We start from the raw sequence: 19,061 nt of genomic DNA on the forward strand, positions 1-19,061 counted from the left end.
TCCAGTCGAGCGCACACGAAAACCGCCGGCGACAGCTGCCGGGATGGGGCAGCGCGCGCTTTTTGATCACGGTCTAATACCTCCTGCCCTCTGTAGACACGGCTACTGAGCCTGTGAAAAGCCCGGCCTATACACCGCGCGCACCAGCCGGTGGCTGTCGGCGTAGAGCGAGAACTGCGCACCGTCAAAGCGCACCAGCTCCCCCTCTAAAGTGACTCGCTGTACCCCCTGCGCCACGGCCTGCAGCACCTTTTCACGGCTGCCCGGAGGCAGCGGCAAGGCGCCGTCGGCCACCGCGCGGCAAAAGCTATCTATCACGTGCTGCTGCCAGTCCTCGGGCACGGCATCCCCCTTTTGCCGGTTGCAGGACCGGCAGCACAGCACCAGGTCGTAAACGCTGTCGGGCCCGCCGGCTGTTTTGGGCAGGTAGTGGTCGAGGGTGGCATTTTTCATATTCAGCCGCTTGCCGCAGTAAAAGCAGCGGCCGCGCTCGCGCAGGTAGCAGTATCGGCGCTTGGTCTTATCAAATACGTAGTCGTGCATCGCACATCTAGCGGCCAAACACCTCGGCCGCCCGCTTCATGTTGGCGATGACCGGCACCGCAAAGGGGCAGGCCCGTTCGCAGGAGCCACAGGCGATGCAGTCGCTGCCGGTATGCTCCAGGGCGTTATAGTGTTCGCGGACGCTGGGGGGCACCTGCCCGCCGCTGACAGTGGCCAGATCGAGGTACTTGTGCACCGAGGCCACATCGATATTTTTGGGGCAAGGCAGGCAGTGGTTGCAGTACATGCAGTTGCCGCGGAAGCTCTCTTTCAGGTCGCCGGCGATGACCGAGAAGTCGCGCTCCTCCTCGCTGGCATCCAGATAGCGCAGCGCCTCCTCCAGCTCCGGCACTGTCTGCACGCCCACCAACGCGCTGGCTACAGCGGGTTTTGACAGCGCATAGTGGATACACTGCGTGACGCTCAGCGGCACCGAGAACGGCGTCTGGGCCGGGTCCATCAGCTTGCCGGCGCCCAGACTCTTCATCACCGTGATACCGATGCCGTTGGCCTCACAGTACTCGTACAATTTGCGGCGCTCGGGGTCGAGCTGGCCGGCAATGGCCCCGCCGATCATCTCATTGAGCGGCGTGCCGGTGGGGATCATGTCGTAAGCGGGGTTGATGGCGAACATCATGCTGTCAAACACCCCGTGCTGCAGCGCGCGGTAGGCGGTGCTGGCCATATGGGAGCTAAAGCCCAACTTGCGCACCACGCCTTCTTTTTTCAGCTTGAGACAGTAGTCGATAAAGCCGGTCTCGAAAACCTCTTGATAGTCTTTTTCGGTATCGATAAAAAAGACCATGCCCAGGTCGATATAGTCGGTGTGATAGCGCTTTAAAAAGTCGCGCACATAGTACTCGGCCGTCTTTATATCGCGCGAGCGGGAGCTCTGCCCGTTTTGCAGCACCGAGCCGATATGGCCCTGTAAAAACATCTTTTGCCGGTAAGGGGCCAACCCTTTACCCATCTTGTCGCGGTAGTCCTCTTCGGGCATAAACAGGTCGACAATATTGACCCCCGCCTCCACCATGCGGCCGATGACCGCATCGATCGTCTTCTGGTCGCGGGTGCACAGGTGCTCTCCGCCCAGGCCGATGGCACTTACATGAAAGCCGGTCTTTCCCAGTTCCCTGTACAACATGCTTTGGTCCACTCCTTTTTTACTGGCTGATTTCAGTCTAATTGTATCAATTCATCCAATTATATACAGTATAGCACACCCCCGATGGTGCTCCTATCCGCGAAATGCATAACAGTTCTTTCTGTTCCTAGTCAATTTGCTCTATGTCTCTCCCTACAAGAGGTGCTCCAGACAGGATCTGTTGGCCGATACAGTTCCTATCACCGTCAAGCAGCGCATAAGCATCTCAGATCCAGTGCGGCGAAGTACACGGCGATCGGGGCTGGAAAAACAAGAGATCCGCTGTAAACAGCGGATCTCTTACAAATATATACTGCATTTTTCGACGCATATTGCGCATCTGGGATATGAGCTGAAAGACGACGTGGGGAGGAGCGTCTCTGGGCACATCACCGAGCACCTCCAGCATGGCCGCACATGCTGGAGGCAGCGCCTCTTTCATAGAAAAGCACCCGTAGACCTCGACGGTAAGCGGGTCTTTTAGCGGCTCCTTATTCTAAAACAGTCCGTCAAGACAGCCTCAGGGGGCACTCCAGATTTCGCCGTAATACGCCGGCAATCCGAATTTTCCTTTTTAAAGGCTGTGGACTGTCCCCAAGATACGGCAGCCGGTAGAGTCTAAGATCGGCTGGTCTTCTCTGATCCTCCTGAAAGCATTGCGCGTATGGCGCGTGTCGCGTGTATATATCGTATGCGTTCATCTGTATTCCTATATACGATTTCGAAAAAGGTCTTATAATGACCATAGCGGACGAAAACCAACCCGTCATTTGAAAACACGATGCAGCCTGCATGCGGTATGTGCCCCACCAACCCCGCATGTAGATCATGCCTGACCCGTATCAAATTCGCCCCGATGCAGCGGATAGATGTCCGTTTCTATATACTTTATATATGAAGGCAACTTCTTACCTCTCATGGTTTTTTGACCGCCCTCTGTAGGGAAACCGGTATCTCCCCGTCGGCCCTATCCAACTACAGGGCTGGGCGGATAAAGCGTCTCTCTGTCGATAAGCTGTCAAAAACTTCTGGCTACTTTGGTGCGACAACAGGCAGTCTGTTGGGGAAAATCTGCATCGGCCCAGGATGCAGTGGCTAAAACGTCTGATATGGATGTGGCAACTCTAGTCGCTTTTACATACACCGTGTATCGCGAGAGCCGAACGCTTTCCGGCGAGGATAAAAACGCGCTGTTTGACATGGCCGGCCTACTCAAAAAAGACTCTCCCCCAAAGACGTACATCTATAACGTGCAACAAAAAAGTCTCCCCGAAAAGATGTTTCGGGGAGACTTTTTCTATTCCAGATCTTCCAGTACCTGCTGAGCCAGGATCCCTTTACCCACCAGGTCGGTAAAAAAGTGGTTGATACGGCCCAAAAAGCTCTGCAGTTGGGCGATCTCGGCGTCGCTGAGGGCGGCCGTCAGGTTCTCTACCAGCTTTTCGTGAAAGATCTGGTGCAGCAAAAAGATCTGGCGGCCGGGATCAGTGAGGCTGATGTTGACCACCCGCCGGTCCTGCTCGCTGCGCCGGCGCTGGACGAGCCCTTTGCGGCACAGGCGCTCGATGGCGATGGTCATGGTGGGCATGGTGACCCCCAGCCCGGCGGCGAGGTCGCCCATGCGCTGGGACTGATCGAGGCCCACCTTTTCGATGATGTGGGCCTCGGTCACCGAAATGCCCGGGGTGTGATCGCGGTTGACGGTGGCGATGAACTCTTCCTCCAGTGTGAGGATGCTGCTGAATATATCGGTCAAAAAAAGGTTGATCTGGTCTTTTTCATCCAACGCCCGTCACCTCCTCTACCGGCAGGGGCGGTTTTAAAAACTGTCGAGTATCTTTTTCACATCGTCGGCGGTCTGTAGATTGTGCACCTTCATCTCGCGGCTGATGCGGCGGCCGTTGCCGGTGAGCACCTTGCCCGGCCCGCACTCAGCAGCTTTCAGATGGCCGTCGGCGACCATGTTGAGTACCGTATCTACCCAGCGCACGGGTGAGCACATCTGCCGGCCCAGGTGGGCGGCCAGGTCGCATCCAGACTCCAGCGGGCGGCCGGTCAGGTTGGTGTAGACCGGCAGCTGCAGCGGTGAAAAGGCCATGCCTGCCAGCTGAGCTGTCAAGGCCTCGCCTGCCGGTTGCATGTACCTGGTGTGAAAGGCGCCGCTGACTGCCAGCGGGACCACCCGGCTGGCGCCGGCGGCCAGGCACCGCTCGCCGGCCGCCTGCACGGCGGCGGGGTCGCCGGCGATGACGGTCTGTGCGGGAGAATTGTAGTTGACCGCCTCTACATACCCGTCGCTCTCGGCACAGCAGGCCTCGATCTGATCGGGAGCCAGACCCATCACCGCAGCCATAGTGCCGCCGTTATCTGCAGCCGCCTGGCCCATAAGCTGGCCGCGCAGCGCCACCAGCTGAAAGCCCTGCTCCAGTGAAAAGGCGCCCGCCGCGCACAGGGCTGAGCACTCGCCCAGCGAAAAGCCGGCGGCGGCCTCGACCTCGGCCCCGCCCGCCCGCAGCACCGTGGCGATCGCCATGGAGTGGGTAAAGATACACAGCTGCGCATTCTCGGTCTGGGCCAGCTGCTCGGCGGTACCGGTAAAACTCATGCCGCACACGTCTGTGCCGGTGATGTCGCCGGCCATCGTGTATACCTCTTTGGCCAGTGAAAATTGCTCGTACAGATCTTTTCCCATACCGGGGTACTGGGCCCCCTGACCCGGGAACAACAGCGAAATCGACATACTGTCCTCCTGCAAAACGGGCGCTGCCGGGCCGGTGCCGATGCGGGTCTCCCCACCGCTGCCGGCCGCCCACAGGCGCCGCTCGTTTGACAAATATACTGTGATTTATTATAATAAAAAACAATTAGTTTGTCAATCAAACTAATTGCCGGCAGCTGTTGCTCCCGCGCGGCCGGCGCACATTTTGTCAAAATCACCGCGGCTGTATAGAGCCGGGTCCGGTTCGGCAAAAACTTTCAAAAAAGGGAGGTCCCTACCGCCGGTTTGTGCTAAAATAAGAGGTAGTGCCGCCACCGTTTTGCGGCGCCTTTTACGACCTACCGCCCAGTTGGGATAAAAGGAGATATAGGATTTATGGGAATGAGAGTGTTGTCCTGCGGCAGCTATTTGCCCGAGACTGTTTTGACCAATGCCGACCTAGAACAGATGGTGGAGACCAGCGACGAGTGGATCACCGAGCGCACCGGCATTAAAGAGCGCCGCATCTCGGCCGAGATGGGCACCGCCCAGATGGGCCATCAGGCCGCCGCACAGGCACTACAGCGGGCCGAGCTGGCACCGGAAGATATCGACCTGATCGTGGTCACCACCGTGACCCCGGACAACTTTACCCCGTCGGTGAGCTGTATGATCCAGGGCCTGCTGGGATGCAAAAACGCGGTGGCTTTTGATGTGAACGCCGCCTGTACCGGGTTTGTGTTCGCGGTGGACATTGCCGACAGCTTTGTGCGCGCCGGCAAGGCAAAAAATGTTTTGATCGTGTGTACCGAGCGGCTCTCGGGCATTACCGATTACCGCGATCGCTCGACCTGTGTGCTGTTTGGGGACGGCGCGGCGGCGCTGGTGCTGTCCAGCGACGACAGCTGCAGTTACCCGATCTCGAACTGCCAGTGTCAGGGGGATAAAGGCGACGTACTGTTGGCACCGGCACTGCGGGGCAACAATATGCACGGCGACTGTGCCCCGGTGGACAGCTTTTTGTCGATGAACGGGCGCGAGGTGTTTCGCTTTGCCGTATCGAACATTCCCAAGGCCATCGACCGGGTGCTGGCACAGGCAGAACTCACCATCGACGATATCGACCGGCTGGTGCCACATCAGGCCAACCTGCGCATCATCGACAGCTTTTCCCGCCGCTATGGGCTCGACCCCAGCCGTATCGCCATCGATCTCGACCGCTACGGCAACACCTCCAGTGCCAGTATACCGCTGTGCATCTGCGAGGAGGTAGAACAGGGCCGCATACGCCCCGGCGACAAGGTGCTGGCCGTTGGTTTTGGCGGCGGCTTAACAGTGGGGGCCACTATCCTGCAGTTTTAAATGGGCGACCTGCTGCGGCCGGTCACCATGATCCGGTCACCATGATATAGATATATTTTGATACATTGCGGCTGCACCGGCCGTTGGCCGGCAGCCCCTACCCTACGGAGTGTGTAGAATATGGCAAACGAGAACAAAAAGCCACTGGCACTGGTCACCGGCGGTACCCGCGGTATCGGCGCGGCCATTGCCTTGAAACTGGCCCAGGACGGTTTTGACCTGGTCATCAACTGCTTAAATGACGACGAGCTGGCGCAGGAGATCTCGCAGCAGTCTATCGCCGCCTGCCAGTCGGCTGGTGCCGACGTGTACGCGTTGGCATGGGATGTGTCGGACTATGCCGCCTGTGAGGCGGCGGTGGAGAAGATCACCGCCGACCGGGGCAATGTAGATGTGCTGGTAAACAACGCCGGTATCACTAAAGACGGGCTGATGCTGCGCATGAAACCCGAACAGTTCCAGCAGGTGCTGAATGTCAACCTCAACAGCGCCTTTTATATGAGCAAGCTGTGTGCCAAAGGCATGACCCGCCAGCGCAGCGGCAAGATCATCAACATCTCGTCGGTAGCTGGGGTGTACGGCAACGCCGGACAGGCCAACTACGCTTCCTCTAAAGCCGGGCTCATCGGCCTGACCAAAACCATCTCGAAAGAGCTGGGCAGCCGCGGGATCACCGCCAACGCCGTGGCCCCCGGTTTTATCGACACTGCCATGACCCAGGCCCTGCCCGAAAAGGTAGTAGAGGCCGCCAAGCAGGGCATTTCGCTGCGGCGCTTTGGCACAGTAGAAGATATTGCCGGGGTGGTGGCTTTTCTGGCCTCCCCTGCTGCCGACTACATCACCGGACAGGTGCTGGTGGTGGACGGCGGGCTGGCCATGTAATCTTTTCGCACAACCGGTCAGATAAGACTTCTTTCGTCTGGTCTGTCATATATCCCCGCCAGGCAGTGCGAAAAGTGCAAGATATGCTCTCGGGGTTACGCCCCTCCCGCCGCTTACGCGGCAACGCATTTCTTGCGGTCTCGGTGCTTTTAAAAGATGCTGCTCGCACAACCGGTCAGATAAGACTTCTTTCGTCTGGTCTGTCATATATCCCCGCCAGGCAGTGCGAAAAGTGCAAGATATGCTCTCGGGGTTACGCCCCTCCCGCCGCTTGCGCGGCAACGCATTTCTTGCGGTCTCGGTGCTTTTAAAAGATGCTGCTCGCACGACCGGTCAGATAAGACTTATTTTGTCTGGTCTGTCTCATATCCCCGCCAGGCAGTGCGAAAAGCGCAAGATATGCTCTCGGGGCCAAGCCCCTCCCGCCGCTTACGCGGCAACGCATTTCTTGCGGTCTCGGTGCTTTTAGAAGATGCTGTTCGCACGACCGGTCAGATAAGACTTATTTCGTCTAGTCTGTCTCATATCTCCGCCAGGCAGTGCGAAAAATGCAAGATATGCTCTCGGGGCCAAGCCCCTCCCGCCGCTTGCGCGGCAACGCATTTCTTGCGGTCTCGGGGCCTTTGGAAGATGCTGTTCGCACGACCGGTCAGATAAGACTTATTTTGTCTGGTCTGTCTCATATCCCCGCCAGGCAGTGCGAAAAGCGCAAGATATGCTCTCGGGGCCAAGCCCCTCCCGCCGCTTGCGCGGCGCGGCAGGCGCGCAGGGGATAGAATTTGATAGGACACACAATTATTAAAGGGCAGTGGCAGCGACGCCTTGCCGGCAACTGTCTTTATATGTTCCATACCCCCAACAGATAGATGGGCCGCCGCAGCTAAAGCGGCCCGCAAAAACGACGGTCTTTGTGCTCTGATCTTGCCGCACAGGTACGGCCGGGCAGAGCGGCACACCCTATATGCAGGAGGAAAAACATATGAACCGTGTAGTCATCACCGGTATGGGTGCCATTACACCTATCGGCAACACCGTGCGCGACTTTTTTGATGCGGCGGTGGCTGGCAAAAACGGCATTGGCCCCATTACTCGCTTTGATACCGACGGCTATAAGGCCACCTTGGCTGCCGAGGTAAAAGATTTTGACCCCACCCAGTTTATCGAAAAAAAAGAGGCCCGCAAAATGGACCGCTACTGCCAGCTGGCCATGGCCGCCGCCGCCGAGGCGATGGGGCAGGCCGGGTTGGACAGCGCCAATATCGACCCCTACCGCTTTGGGGTGATCGTGGGCAGCGGGATCGGCGGCATCGAGACCTTCCAAAACGAGTTTGAGAAGATCTTTACCAAGGGCCCCGGCCGGGTGTCGCCGTTTTTTATCCCCATGATGATCTCGAATATGGCGTCGGCTCAGATATCCATCAAGTACGGGCTGAAAGGCACCAGTTTTTGTCCGGTAACGGCCTGCGCCAGCGGCACCCACGCCATCGGCGAGGCGTTTCGCACCATTAAGCACGGTTACGCCGATGCGATGGTAGCCGGCGGCGCCGAGAGCTGCGCCGTGCCCATTGCGGTGGCCGGTTTCTCGAACATGCACGCTTTGAGCCAGTCGACCGATCCCGACGCCGCCTCGCTGCCGTTTGACAGCCGGCGGGCCGGTTTTGTAATGGGGGAAGGCGCGGGAATTTTGGTGCTGGAGAGCTTAGAGCACGCCACCGCCCGCGGCGCCACCATTTTGGGGGAGATCACCGGATACGGCAGCACCTCAGACAGCTATCACATCACCAGCCCCGACCCCACCGGCCAGGCGCCCAGCATGGCCATGAAATTGGCGCTGCAGGAGGCGGGGTTGGCCCCGGAGGAGCTGTGTTACATCAATGCCCACGGCACCGGCACCCCCATCAACGACAAGTACGAGACCAACGCCATCAAGCTGGCGCTGGGCGAGGAGGCGGCCAGAAAGGTACATATCTCCTCGACCAAGTCGATGACCGGGCACCTGCTGGGGGCCGCCGGCGGCATTGAGGCCATTGTCTGCGCTATGGCCGTGGCCGAGGACGTCATCCCCCCCACCATCAATTTAAAAGAGCCCGACCCCGCGTGCGATCTGGATTACGTGCCGGGCACGGCGCTGCACACGGCGGTGGAGACGGCCATGAGCAACTCGCTGGGCTTTGGCGGTCACAACGCCACCATCGTGGTGAGAAAATACCGCTGACTGCCGGCGGATACCAGGAGAGAAGAGGAACTGTAGTATGGATATTCGTATTGCCAAAGAGACAGCGCTGGAACTGCTTTCACGCGCTAAGGCCGAGGGGGCCACAGCCCTCTCCTTTACTGCCGATGAATTTTCTTTCTCGGTAGAGTTTGCCCCCAAACAGGTCGCTGTGGCCGCACCGGCGGCAGCTGCCGCGGTGCCGGCCGCCGCTGAAGAGGCCCCGGAGGCCCCCGCCGCCCCCGAGGTGCCGGGCACCCCTGTGCGCTCACCCATCGTGGGCACCTATTACGCCGCCCCCGACCCCCAGAGCCCGCCGTTTGCCACCGTGGGCCAAGAGGTGAAAAAGGGCGATACTCTGTGCATCATCGAGGCCATGAAGATGCTCAACGAGATAACAGCACCCTGCGACGGCAAGATCGCCCGCATCTTCTGCCAAAACGGCGACCTGGTGGAGTACGACCAGGTGGTCATGGCCATCCAGTAGCGGCCCGGCCCGGGCTGGTGTGCCAAAAGCACGAGACAGCGGCTGTTTTATAAAGAGAGGTTACAGATATGAGCGATATACTGCTAGATCAAGAGCAGATCAAAAAGATCATTCCCCACCGGGACACCATGCTCTTAGTCGACGAGATCACCGAGTTAGAGCCCGGTGTGCGCGCCAAGGGGCGGCTGCACGTCACCCCCGACAAGATCTTTTTTCAGGGGCATTTCCCCGGCAATCCGGTGATGCCCGGGGTGTTTATCATCGAGGCGTTGGCCCAGACCGGCGCCGTGGCCATTTTGTCGCTGCCGGAATTCGAGGGCAAGACCGGCTATTTCGGCGGCATCGACGGCGCCCGCTTTAAGCAGAAGGTGCTGCCCGGCGACACACTGGACCTGGAAGTCGAGATCGTCAAGCGCCGGGGCCCCATCGGCATCGGCAAAGCCACAGCCTACGTCAACGGGAAACGGGCCGCCTACGGCGAGCTCACCTTTGCCATCGGCTGATCACATACCCAGGGAGGTCCCCACTTATGTTTGATAAAATTCTCATCGCCAACCGGGGCGAGATCGCAGTGCGCATCATTCGCGCATGCCGGGATATGGGCATCACCAGCGTGGCTGTGTACTCCACCGCCGACGCCGATGCGCTGCACACTACTCTGGCCGACGAGGCGGTATGTATTGGCGGGCCGGCCCCCAAAGACAGCTACCTGAACATCCAAAACATCATCGGCGCCGCCCAGGGCTCCGGCGCCCAGGCCATCCACCCCGGCTTTGGCTTTTTGTCGGAGAACCCCGACTTTGCCGCTGCCTGCGAGGCGTGTGGTCTTACCTTTATTGGCCCCAGCGCCCACACTATCGCCCTGCTGGGCGACAAGGTGGCCGCCCGCGACACCGCCAAAAAGGCCGGCGTACCGGTGACCCCCGGCAGCGACGGCGCGGTCTCTACAGCCAAAGAGGCGGCCGCCATCGCCGGTGAGATCGGCTACCCGGTAATGCTCAAGGCCGCCTCTGGCGGCGGCGGCAAAGGCATTCGCAAGGTGGATGACCCGGCCGACCTGGAGCACGAGTTTCAAAATGCCGCCGCCGAGGCGGGCATGTCGTTCGGCGACAGCCGCGTGTATGTAGAAAAATTCGTGGCGGACCCGCGCCACATCGAATTTCAGATACTGGCTGATGCTCATGGCGACACTATCCATCTGTTTGAGCGGGAGTGCTCCATCCAGCGGCGGCACCAGAAGTTGGTGGAGGAGGCCCCCTCCTCGCTGCTGAGTGCCTCACTGCGGCAGGAGATGGGCGACGCCGCGGTGCGGGTGGCCAAGCAGGCCGGGTACCGGGGCGCCGGCACGGTGGAGTTTTTGGTGGACAGCGACTTAAACTACTACTTCTGCGAGATGAACGCCCGCATCCAGGTGGAGCACCCGGTGACCGAGCTGGTGTGCGGGCTGGATCTGATCCGCGAGCAGATACGCATTGCCGCCGGTGAGCGGCTGCCGCTGCGCCAGGACCAGCTGCGGCCGCTGTGCCACGCCATCGAGTGCCGCATAAATGCCGAGGACCCCTACCGCAACTTTGCCCCCTGCCCCGGCCAGATCACCGGGCTCAACGTGCCCGGCGGCGCCGGGGTGCGGGTGGACTCGGCGGTGTACCAGGGATATCGCATCCCCCCCTACTACGACAGCATGCTGGCCAAACTCATCTGCTATGGGGAGGACCGGGCCCAGGCGATCGCCCGCATGAAACGGGCGCTGTCAGAGTACCTGTTCGAGGGGGTCACCACCAACATTGACCTGGCCATGGCCATCATCCATGCGCCCCAGTTTGCCGCCGGCGATTTCGACACCAATTTTTTGGAGCGCAGTCAACTGCTGGCGCGCTTTAGCCAGCCCGATGGAGGTGATGCACAGTGATCTTAGACATGTTTAAGAAAAACCGCAACATCGCCAAGGAGCTGGAGGGCGTGCCGGAGGTGGAGCAGCCCAAAGACGTTGTGGTGTGCAAGCGGTGCAAAAACGAGGTGCTGCGCGAAAATTACCAACGCAACCTGTACGTGTGCCCACTGTGTGGGCACCAGAGCCGCATGTCGGCGCCGCAGCGCATCGAGATGCTCTGCGACGAGGGCAGCTTTAAAGAGCACGACCGGCGGCTGCGCACCCTCAACCCCCTAAAGTTTAAAGGCTATACCGACAAGATCGAGAACCTGCACCAACAGACCGGCTTGACCGAGGCGGTAGTGACCGGCTGCGCCAAGATCGGCGGTATGCCGGTGGCCATTGGGGTGATGGACGCCCGCTTTTTGATGGCCTCGATGGGCAGTGTGGTAGGCGAAAAGCTGGCGCGGCTGTTTGAGTACGCCACCCGCAAAAAGCTGCCGGTAGTTTTGTTCACCGCCTCGGGCGGGGCGCGGATGCATGAGGGGATCTTTTCACTGATGCAGATGGCCAAAGTCAGCGCGGCGGCGGGCAAGCACAGCCAGGCGGGCCTGCTCTACATCACTGTGCTCACCGACCCCACCACCGGCGGAGTGACGGCCAGCTTTGCCATGCAGGGCGACATTATTTTGGCCGAGCCGCGGGCGGTGATCGGCTTTGCCGGGCGGCGGGTCATCGAGGGGACTATCGGCAGCAAGCTGCCGGCGGGTTTTCAGTCGGCCGAGTTTGCCCAGGACCACGGGTTCGTAGACAAGATCGTGCCCCGGGGGGAACTCAAAGAGACGCTGCAGCGCATTTTGGCGCTGCATGTGGGCCATCACAAGTAGGGGGGAGCGGAAATTATGTCTAAATCGGCATTTGAGCGCATGCAGCTCATCAAAAATATTGCCCGCCCCAACATCGACCAGTATGTATCGGCCCTGTTTGAGGACTTTATAGAACTGCACGGCGACCGGGCATACGGCGACGACCCGGCGGTACTGGGGGGCATTGGTACCATTGGCGGCAAGGCGGTGACGGTGATCGGCCACCGCAAAGGAAACTCTACCGAAGAGAACATCCGCTACAACTTTGGCATGCCCCACCCGGAGGGGTACCGCAAGTCGATACGGCTGATGCAGCAGGCGGAAAAATTTGGCCGCCCGGTGATCTTTTTTGTGGATACCCCCGGCGCCTATTGCGGTGTGGGGGCCGAGGAGCGCGGACAGGGGCACGCGATAGCCCAGAGCATTCAGCAGCTGATGTTTTTAAAGACACCGGTGCTGACCATCATCACCGGCGAGGGGGGCAGCGGCGGCGCACTGGCCATGGCGGTGGCCGACAAGATCTACATGCTGGAAAACGCCGTGTACTCGGTGATATCGCCCCGGGGGTTTGCCAGCATTTTGTGGAAGGACCCCAGCAAGGAAGAACAGGCCGCCGAGCTCTTAAAGATGACGGCGCCGGACCTGCTCTCGTTTGGGGTGATCGACGGCATCGTGCCCGAGCCCAAGGGGGGCGCCCACACCGACCCCGCCCGCACCTGTATCGAGCTGCGGCAGGTGATCGAAAAAGAGCTGGAGGATTTTAGCTTTTTGGGCACCAAGACGCTGCTGGAAAACCGCTACCGCAAATTTCGCGGTATGGGCGTATTTGCCAGCAACTAAACAGAATTTGAGATATCTGCGCCAAACAGGCCGGCCCCAGTGGGGCCGGCCTGTTTTTTGTTGTGGTGTCAAATTTTTCGGCCGGTGGCGGAGAAAAGATCCGCGAGCAGTGGCACCAAGTGGCGGCAGGTATAAAAAAGAGCTACTGAGGAGCTGCATCTCCCCAGTAGCCGGGCGCGAGGTGCCGCCACGATGGCACCTGACCATATCTACGATACGCCGCCGGCGGCAGGCTGTCAAGGCCCTATGATACTGCCGCCCAGCAGTGCTCGGCAATACCCGGCGGCTCCCCATATAGATACGGGGCGGACAGCGGGGCGCTGCGGGACCGGGAGAGGCAGGCATGCGGATCATATAAAAAGCTGTGCGGACACGCGATCCTACACAGCTGGGTGGCCGTTTGCGGCGGCTACTTTTCGGTTTTGGGGGCCTCGCTCAGGTGGGAGGCAAAACGGAACATATCGGCGCGGTAGATGGTCTTGGAGACCTCCAGCGGTTGGCCGGTATTGTCGGTGGTGAGACTGCGGCCCAGAAAAGCGGGGGTGCCGGCTTTTTGGCCCAGATACCCGGCCTCGTCGGGATTTAAGAAGGTGATCTCGAGCGTTTCCTCGGTGTGGACCGGGTAGATGTGCTTGATCTTGCGCAGGTAGCCGTAAGACAATACCGTGGTGGGGTCGTAGTGGAGCACATTGCCGAAGCGGGGGTGGCTGCGATAGGTCTCGTTGAGCAGGGCGGGCACTTTGTCGGCGTAGCGGATGCGGTAGACGCGAATCGCCTTTTCGCCGTCTTGCAGCTGCAAAAACTTTTTGACATGGGCGGGCGGATCGACCACCTCGTAGGCCAGCACCTGGCTGGTGGACTCTTTTTTGTTCTGCTCGAAGATGCTGGAGATGCTGCGGACGTAGGAGAGATCCTGGGTGATCTTCTGGTTGTCGACGAAGGTACCTTTGCCCTGATGGCGCTTGGCGTACCCCTCGGTGACCAGATCGTTGAGCACGCGGCTGGCGGTGTTGCGGCTGACGCCGTACTCGCTCACCAGCTGGGCCTCGCTGGGCAATTTATCGCCCGTCACATAGAGACCCTGCTCGATCTGCTCCATGATGTCCTGCTTGATCTTGTTGTACAGAAAGCTCCGCTCCACACCACTGCCCCCCTTAGACATGCTACCTCAGTATTTGGTATTATTATAGCGCAATCTGGCGGTGGATATCTAGCGATATTCTCTCCATAAATTTTTATGTTTTTTTGTCATATTTGTTATTTCACCTGCGTATTTCGCTGTATTTTCATAATATTTATAAAATGATCTTAAAACAGCTTGTGACATTGGCACGGGACAGGCGGGCGCTGCCTGTATGCCCGAACAGGCGACAAAAAGCCCCCTGACCGTTTGCCGGCCAGGGGGCTTTTGTCGGGCGCTATCTATCCCTTTTAAAAGGGGCGATCTTATGTAGCTACCGGTGCGATCAGTAGTAGTAGCCGCCGCCGATGCTGACGCCTACCACGACCACAAAGACAAAGTAGATGATAACGGCCAGCAGACCCAGCGCTGCGGCCAGGATGGAGAACAGCCGCGATTTTTTGGCTGCCTCCTGCGCGCCGGCTATGTTGCCCATGGCGACCATCTGGTCGATCTTGGTGGCAAAGACGATGGCCGGGATGCCCAGCGGCAGACAGCACAGCAGGGTGGTGAGGATGCCGAACACCAGGTAGATGGTGCCCTTGATGGGGGGCTGGCCGCCCATGTAGGGCTGCTGGGGCTGCATGGGGGGCTGCTGGGGCGGGGTGCTCCACTGCGGCTGCTCGCCGCCGGGAGCGGGGGTCTGGTTGTAGATGGGGGGCTGCTGCTGAGACTGCTGGTCCTGGGCATCGAGCGGGACGCCGCAGGTGGTACAGAAAGCTGCCCCGTCGGGCATGGTGGTGCCGCAATTTTTACAGGTAATCACAGTGGTCACTCCTCCTCTGATATGCGCCCGGCAGGCCGGGCCACAGACTGGTGCAGGCGCCAGGCGCCCGGTAAGTCCTTAATTTTAGTGTATCAGTTTTGTCGGGGAAATACTACTATTTTTACAGAACTTTACTCAAAAATTCGCGCAGGCGGGGGTGCTGGGGATTTTCGAAAATGTCTTTGGGGGTGCCCTGCTCGAGGATCTGGCCCTCGTCTAAAAACAGCACCTTGGTGGCCACTTCGCGGGCAAAGCCCATCTCGTGGGTGACCAGCACCATGGTCATGCCGCCCCGGGCCAGCTCTTTCATGACGTCGAGCACCTCGCCGACCATCTCGGGGTCGAGGGCGGAGGTGGGCTCGTCGAAGAGCATGATCTCGGGCTCCATGCAGAGGCTGCGGGCGATGGCCACCCGCTGCTTTTGGCCGCCGGAGAGCTGGGCGGGATAGGCGTCGGCCTTTTCGGCCAGGCCCACCCGGGCCAGCAGCTCGCGGGCGCGCTTTTCGGCCTCCTCTTTGGAGACGCCCAACACCTGGATGGGGGCCAGAGTGAGGTTATCGAGTACACTGCGGTGGGGAAAGAGATTGAAGTGCTGGAACACAAAGCCCATCTTGGCGCGCATCTGCTCGAGCTCTTTGGGGTTTTTGGCCTTGGTATCGACCTTTTTGCCGTCGATGTAGACCTCGCCCTCCTCGGGCTCCTCCAGGCCATTGATACAGCGCAGGAAGGTGGATTTGCCGGAGCCAGAGGGGCCGATAAGGCAGATGATCTCGCCTTTCTCGACTTCCAGACTGGCGTCGCTGACGGCCTTGAGCTGGCCGAATTTTTTGGTGATATGGCGCAGACTAATCACTTTCTGCAAGCCTCCTCTCCAGGCGTTTTGAGAAGTGGGAGATGGTGAGCGTCATGGCCAGGTAGACCACCGACGCCAGCAGTAGGGGGATGACGTAGTTGTAGAAGCGGGCACCCAGCACCTTGGCGCTCTGCAGCAGCTCGACCACGCCGATGGTGGACAGCAGCGAGGAATCTTTGATGAGGGTGATGAACTCGCTGACCAGCGGCGGCACGATGCGCTTGAAGGCCTGGGGCAGGATGATGTAGCGCATCATTTTACCGTAGGAGAGGCCCAGCGACTTGCTGGCCTCCCACTGGCCGCGGTCGACGGCCTGGATGGCCGAGCGGATGAGCTCGGTGGAGTAGGCGCCGGAGTTGATGCTGATGGCGACGATACCGATGAGGTAGACGCTGGGGTTTATTGGGGTGCCGGTGATGGCCCGCATGATGGCCGGGACGCCCAGGTAGAAAAACAGGATCTGCAGCATCATAGGGGTGCCGCGGATGACCTCGACGTAGACGGTGGCGATGCCGCGCAGCAGCTTGCTCTTGGAGATCTTGGCGGCGGCGCCGAGCACGCCCAGGATGGTGCCGAACAGCAGCGAGGCGGTGGCGATGACCACCGACAGACCGGCCGCCTTGAGCATGAAGATCAGATTTTCGGCGGTGACGATCTTCTGAATCATTTCCATAAGACAGTTCCTCTCGTATATTTTCGGTGGCTGGCGAAGGGGCCTTACAGCAGAAAACAGGTGACGGGCCCTGCCCGCCGCCTGCCTGCTGTGTTTTTTGACTTTTGCTCTAGGCCTCGGTCAGGCCCCATTTCTGCTGCAGCTCGACATAGGCGTCGGAGGCCTTGAACTGCTTGACAGCTTCGTTTACTTCTTTGAGCAGCTCGTCGTTGCCCTTTTTGACGATGACCGAGTTCTCCTCTTTTACCAGGGGCTCTTCCATGATGACGAAACCGTTGGCCTCGGCGTTGTTTTTGGCCACCTGGCCGTCGCAGACCACCGCGTCGAGAGCGCCATTTTTGAGGGCCTCGAACATGACGGTGTAGTCGCCGGGGCTGGTGACTTCGGCGCCGGAGATGTTCTCTTTGGCGGCCTTTTCACCGGTGGTGCCGGTGCCGGCACCGATCTTTTTGCCCGACAGCTCGTCGAGGCTCTTGACGGTGGAGCCCTTGGGCAGCACCACCAGCTGCTCGGAGATCAGGTAGGGATCGGAGAACAGGCAGTCGCGCTCGGGGTCATAGGTGAAGGCGGAGATGCCCACGTCGATCTGGCCGGACTGCAGGGCGGTGATGATGGACGAGAAGTCCATATTCTTAAAGGTGACTTTTACGTCTTTGCCCTCGGCGCCCATGTACTTGGCCAGCTCGTTGGCCATGTCGACATCGAAGCCCTCTACTTTGCCGTCGGTGCCCATGCTCTCGTAGGGGGGATAGTCGGCGGAGATGCCGACGACGATCTCGCCGGGGGTCATGATCTCTTTTTCGTAGGCTTTGCCGGTGAAGGTCTTGTCTTTGTCGCCGCAGCCGGCCAGCGACAGCAGGATGCCGCAGGCAGCCAGCATGGCGGCCAGTTTTTTCATGGTTTTCATAAGTGTACTCTCTCCTCTTTTTATATGGATGCGGCACATGGCCGCTCAGTTTACCTGTTTTTCCGGGGGATCTTACACGGTGACGATACAGAAGCCGTCGAAGGTGTATTTTTTGAGGCCCTCGGCGTCGATCTGGTAGTCGACCTCGCCGTTTTCGATCTGGGCGAAGGCCTTGGCCACCTGGCCCAGCACGCTGCCGGGGCGCAGCGGCTCGTTGTGGGAGCAGATGAGGGTATAGTCGCTGTACTGGGCCGCCAGCCGCTCCATGGTCTGGCGGTAGGTGCTCTGTACCGACTTGAGCCCGTCGTGGGAGTCGAGGTGGGCGTAGAGGGTGGCGGGATAGAAGGTGTCGCCGGTGAAGAGCAGCTTGTTTTGCTCGTCGACGAGCATGAGGCTGTCGGGCGAGTGGCCGGGGGTGGACAGCACGGTGAGCGTTCTGCCGCCCAGGTCGAACACATGGCCCTCTTTGATGGTGGTGAAGTTACAGGGCTCGATGTGGTAGGTATCGGGATCGAACTCTTTGGGATAGGGGTACCAGGTGGAGTCGTCTTTTAAATTGTCGGCGACCTCCTCGTGGGTGAGCCCCTCTTTCATTCTTCGCACAGCGCCGGGGTGGTCGAGCACGTGGACCAGCTCGAACAGGTGGTTGCAACCGATATGGTCGAAATGGGTGTGGGTATTGACGACTACCAGCGGCAGGTCGGTCAGCGCGTCGACGACATTTTTGATGTTGCCGATGCCCATGCCGGTATCGAGCAACATGGCTTTTTCGCCGCCCAGGATGAGATAGGAGATCACTTCCTGGAAGTGGCCCTGCTCATAGATGGCGAAGATGTCGTGGTCGAGCTTATAGACATCGAACCATGCCTCGGGCTGGTCTACCTTGGTGAGAGTGCTGTACTGCGGCCGGGGCAGTGCTTTGTACCAGGCCTTGGGCTGTACAGCGTCGGCGATCATTTCAGACATCTGTGCTCCTCCTTAATCGGTGCTGTGCGCCTTTTGTAAGGTGCATGTATAATTATACGCACAGAAACGGCAAATGTCTACCCTATTTTTCAAAAATGTTGCAACAACTCGGGATTATTTTTGTTTTAAATCTGTACACAATGCCCATTTTATACATTTACGCCAGAAAATATGCATATTCATGCAGCGTTTATGGCTGCTGGATGCGGTAGGAGAGCATTTCGTAGACCAGTGCGTCGCCCACGTCGACGCCCGGCGGCAGCAGGGCCATAGCCACGGTGTTCTCGATGCCGTTTTGGTCTAGCAGGATGGCGTAGTCGCCGCGGATATCCTGCACGGTGTAGTAGATGGGTTCGAACATTGGTATCCTCCTCTCCCCCGCTCGGACGGCGGGAGACGATCTATTTGGTCCAATTCCGGCCGGTGCTGACCGGTGCTGGCTGATGCCGGTCAGGTTGCCGCGAGGCGGCACAAAGCGCGGAGCCGGTGAGCTGACGGACTGTTTACTGTATGCCGTCTACAGTGAACTGTAGACTGTAGACTGTGGACTGTGGACTGTTCACTGTGGACTGTCGGCCGGATGGCTGGTGGAGCGTGCTGAGGGGGCTGGGGGGCTGAGGGGGCCGACCGGTAAATGGGTAAATAAGTTGGCGCTCCACCGGGCGGGGGCGCAGGTGGACAGGTGGGCAGGTGGGCAGGCGGACGGGTAAACGGTGTTTTTGTGGGCGACAGCGGCGGTGGCGGCGGGCAGGGACCGACAAAAAGCGCATAGGTATGCGGTTTTATAGAGAAAGCACTGCGCGGTGAAGTGC

At 59.4% G+C, this 19,061-nt stretch carries 20 protein-coding genes; 9 read left to right on the top strand and 11 right to left on the bottom strand.

Annotation, left to right across the window (positions count from 1 at the left end; all coding sequences use genetic code 11):
- Positions 1-102: 102 nt before the first annotated feature.
- Together H8K20_RS12870 and H8K20_RS12875 are read right to left on the bottom strand one after the other, a co-directional pair.
- On the bottom strand, positions 103-561 hold the full coding sequence (locus tag H8K20_RS12870; RefSeq protein ID WP_129589402.1) for an HNH endonuclease: 459 nt from the start codon (positions 559-561) through the stop codon (positions 103-105).
- The gene (locus H8K20_RS12875; protein WP_186488699.1) at positions 551-1,687 is read right to left on the bottom strand and encodes an aldo/keto reductase; all 1,137 of its coding nucleotides are present in this window, start codon (positions 1,685-1,687) and stop codon (positions 551-553) included. The genes H8K20_RS12870 and H8K20_RS12875 overlap by 11 nt, the downstream gene beginning before the upstream one ends.
- Before the next feature lie 925 nt (positions 1,688-2,612).
- Between H8K20_RS12875 and H8K20_RS14340 the strand changes: the two genes are divergently transcribed.
- Positions 2,613-2,786 (top strand): helix-turn-helix domain-containing protein, encoded by a 174-nt coding sequence (locus H8K20_RS14340; RefSeq protein ID WP_186488700.1) that lies wholly within the window; start codon positions 2,613-2,615, stop codon positions 2,784-2,786.
- A gap of 198 nt (positions 2,787-2,984) precedes the next feature.
- Here the strand turns inward: H8K20_RS14340 and H8K20_RS12885 are convergent, their stop codons facing one another.
- Positions 2,985-3,473, bottom strand: a complete 489-nt coding sequence (locus tag H8K20_RS12885) for a MarR family winged helix-turn-helix transcriptional regulator (RefSeq protein WP_105204478.1) — start codon at positions 3,471-3,473, stop codon at positions 2,985-2,987.
- Positions 3,474-3,506: 33 nt separating this feature from the next.
- The gene (fabD, locus tag H8K20_RS12890; RefSeq protein WP_186488701.1) at positions 3,507-4,427 is read right to left on the bottom strand and encodes an ACP S-malonyltransferase; all 921 of its coding nucleotides are present in this window, start codon (positions 4,425-4,427) and stop codon (positions 3,507-3,509) included.
- A 354-nt stretch (positions 4,428-4,781) separates the two neighbouring features.
- On the opposite strand from fabD, the gene H8K20_RS12895 reads away from it, so the two are divergent.
- The 8 genes from H8K20_RS12895 to H8K20_RS12930 all read left to right on the top strand — a co-directional run bounded on the left by H8K20_RS12895 (position 4,782) and on the right by H8K20_RS12930 (position 12,904).
- Positions 4,782-5,747, top strand: a complete 966-nt coding sequence (locus H8K20_RS12895; RefSeq protein ID WP_154866450.1) for a beta-ketoacyl-ACP synthase III — start codon at positions 4,782-4,784, stop codon at positions 5,745-5,747.
- A 120-nt stretch (positions 5,748-5,867) separates the two neighbouring features.
- The gene (fabG, locus tag H8K20_RS12900) at positions 5,868-6,629 is read left to right on the top strand and encodes a 3-oxoacyl-[acyl-carrier-protein] reductase (protein ID WP_186488702.1); all 762 of its coding nucleotides are present in this window, start codon (positions 5,868-5,870) and stop codon (positions 6,627-6,629) included.
- A 979-nt stretch (positions 6,630-7,608) separates the two neighbouring features.
- On the top strand, positions 7,609-8,844 hold the full coding sequence (fabF, locus tag H8K20_RS12905; RefSeq protein WP_105204474.1) for a beta-ketoacyl-ACP synthase II: 1,236 nt from the start codon (positions 7,609-7,611) through the stop codon (positions 8,842-8,844).
- Positions 8,845-8,881: 37 nt separating this feature from the next.
- A complete protein-coding gene (locus H8K20_RS12910) occupies positions 8,882-9,328 on the top strand; it encodes an acetyl-CoA carboxylase biotin carboxyl carrier protein (protein ID WP_186488703.1) in 447 nt (148 codons plus the stop codon).
- 68 nt (positions 9,329-9,396) lie between these two features.
- A complete protein-coding gene (gene fabZ / locus H8K20_RS12915; protein ID WP_105204472.1) occupies positions 9,397-9,831 on the top strand; it encodes a 3-hydroxyacyl-ACP dehydratase FabZ in 435 nt (144 codons plus the stop codon).
- 26 nt (positions 9,832-9,857) lie between these two features.
- Positions 9,858-11,237 (top strand): acetyl-CoA carboxylase biotin carboxylase subunit, encoded by a 1,380-nt coding sequence (accC, locus tag H8K20_RS12920; protein WP_154866456.1) that lies wholly within the window; start codon positions 9,858-9,860, stop codon positions 11,235-11,237.
- Between the two features lie 8 nt (positions 11,238-11,245).
- Positions 11,246-12,085: an acetyl-CoA carboxylase, carboxyltransferase subunit beta gene (gene accD / locus H8K20_RS12925; RefSeq protein ID WP_186488721.1), complete on the top strand. Its 840-nt coding sequence runs from the start codon at positions 11,246-11,248 to the stop codon at positions 12,083-12,085.
- 15 nt (positions 12,086-12,100) lie between these two features.
- The gene (locus H8K20_RS12930; protein WP_105204470.1) at positions 12,101-12,904 is read left to right on the top strand and encodes an acetyl-CoA carboxylase carboxyltransferase subunit alpha; all 804 of its coding nucleotides are present in this window, start codon (positions 12,101-12,103) and stop codon (positions 12,902-12,904) included.
- A gap of 409 nt (positions 12,905-13,313) precedes the next feature.
- On the opposite strand, the gene H8K20_RS12935 is transcribed toward H8K20_RS12930, so the two are convergent.
- The 7 genes from H8K20_RS12935 to H8K20_RS12965 all read right to left on the bottom strand — a co-directional run bounded on the left by H8K20_RS12935 (position 13,314) and on the right by H8K20_RS12965 (position 18,610).
- Entirely contained in the window at positions 13,314-14,045 is a 732-nt protein-coding gene (locus tag H8K20_RS12935; RefSeq protein WP_164998157.1) for a GntR family transcriptional regulator, read from the bottom strand.
- A 325-nt stretch (positions 14,046-14,370) separates the two neighbouring features.
- The gene (locus tag H8K20_RS12940; protein ID WP_105204468.1) at positions 14,371-14,850 is read right to left on the bottom strand and encodes a CD225/dispanin family protein; all 480 of its coding nucleotides are present in this window, start codon (positions 14,848-14,850) and stop codon (positions 14,371-14,373) included.
- 121 nt (positions 14,851-14,971) lie between these two features.
- Positions 14,972-15,703, bottom strand: a complete 732-nt coding sequence (locus H8K20_RS12945; RefSeq protein ID WP_105204467.1) for an amino acid ABC transporter ATP-binding protein — start codon at positions 15,701-15,703, stop codon at positions 14,972-14,974.
- Complete coding sequence (locus tag H8K20_RS12950; protein ID WP_105204466.1) at positions 15,696-16,376, bottom strand: amino acid ABC transporter permease; 681 nt, start codon at positions 16,374-16,376, stop codon at positions 15,696-15,698. Before H8K20_RS12950 ends, H8K20_RS12945 begins: the two co-directional genes overlap by 8 nt.
- 109 nt (positions 16,377-16,485) lie before the next feature.
- Positions 16,486-17,283 carry a substrate-binding periplasmic protein gene (locus tag H8K20_RS12955; RefSeq protein ID WP_164998156.1) on the bottom strand — a complete coding sequence of 266 codons (798 nt, stop codon included), beginning with the start codon at positions 17,281-17,283 and terminating at the stop codon, positions 16,486-16,488.
- A 72-nt stretch (positions 17,284-17,355) separates the two neighbouring features.
- Positions 17,356-18,249, bottom strand: a complete 894-nt coding sequence (locus H8K20_RS12960; RefSeq protein WP_105204464.1) for an MBL fold metallo-hydrolase — start codon at positions 18,247-18,249, stop codon at positions 17,356-17,358.
- Between the two features lie 190 nt (positions 18,250-18,439).
- Entirely contained in the window at positions 18,440-18,610 is a 171-nt protein-coding gene (locus H8K20_RS12965) for a hypothetical protein (protein ID WP_164998155.1), read from the bottom strand.
- Positions 18,611-19,061: the final 451 nt, after the last annotated feature.

This window comes from Neobittarella massiliensis (ex Bilen et al. 2018) (genome assembly GCF_014269355.1).
GTDB classification, from domain to species: domain Bacteria; phylum Bacillota; class Clostridia; order Oscillospirales; family Ruminococcaceae; genus Neobittarella; species Neobittarella massiliensis.

Coding starts and splice junctions, on each gene's coding strand:
- H8K20_RS12875 (WP_186488699.1), bottom strand. CDS start 1,687: ATGTTGTACAGGGAACTGGGAAAGACCGGCTTTCATGTAAGTGCCATC.
- fabD (WP_186488701.1), bottom strand. CDS start 4,427: ATGTCGATTTCGCTGTTGTTCCCGGGTCAGGGGGCCCAGTACCCCGGT.
- H8K20_RS12895 (WP_154866450.1), top strand. CDS start 4,782: ATGGGAATGAGAGTGTTGTCCTGCGGCAGCTATTTGCCCGAGACTGTT.
- fabG (WP_186488702.1), top strand. CDS start 5,868: ATGGCAAACGAGAACAAAAAGCCACTGGCACTGGTCACCGGCGGTACC.
- fabF (WP_105204474.1), top strand. CDS start 7,609: ATGAACCGTGTAGTCATCACCGGTATGGGTGCCATTACACCTATCGGC.
- H8K20_RS12910 (WP_186488703.1), top strand. CDS start 8,882: ATGGATATTCGTATTGCCAAAGAGACAGCGCTGGAACTGCTTTCACGC.
- fabZ (WP_105204472.1), top strand. CDS start 9,397: ATGAGCGATATACTGCTAGATCAAGAGCAGATCAAAAAGATCATTCCC.
- accC (WP_154866456.1), top strand. CDS start 9,858: ATGTTTGATAAAATTCTCATCGCCAACCGGGGCGAGATCGCAGTGCGC.
- accD (WP_186488721.1), top strand. CDS start 11,246: ATGTTTAAGAAAAACCGCAACATCGCCAAGGAGCTGGAGGGCGTGCCG.
- H8K20_RS12930 (WP_105204470.1), top strand. CDS start 12,101: ATGTCTAAATCGGCATTTGAGCGCATGCAGCTCATCAAAAATATTGCC.
- H8K20_RS12950 (WP_105204466.1), bottom strand. CDS start 16,376: ATGGAAATGATTCAGAAGATCGTCACCGCCGAAAATCTGATCTTCATG.
- H8K20_RS12955 (WP_164998156.1), bottom strand. CDS start 17,283: ATGAAAACCATGAAAAAACTGGCCGCCATGCTGGCTGCCTGCGGCATC.
- H8K20_RS12960 (WP_105204464.1), bottom strand. CDS start 18,249: ATGTCTGAAATGATCGCCGACGCTGTACAGCCCAAGGCCTGGTACAAA.
- H8K20_RS12965 (WP_164998155.1), bottom strand. CDS start 18,610: ATGTTCGAACCCATCTACTACACCGTGCAGGATATCCGCGGCGACTAC.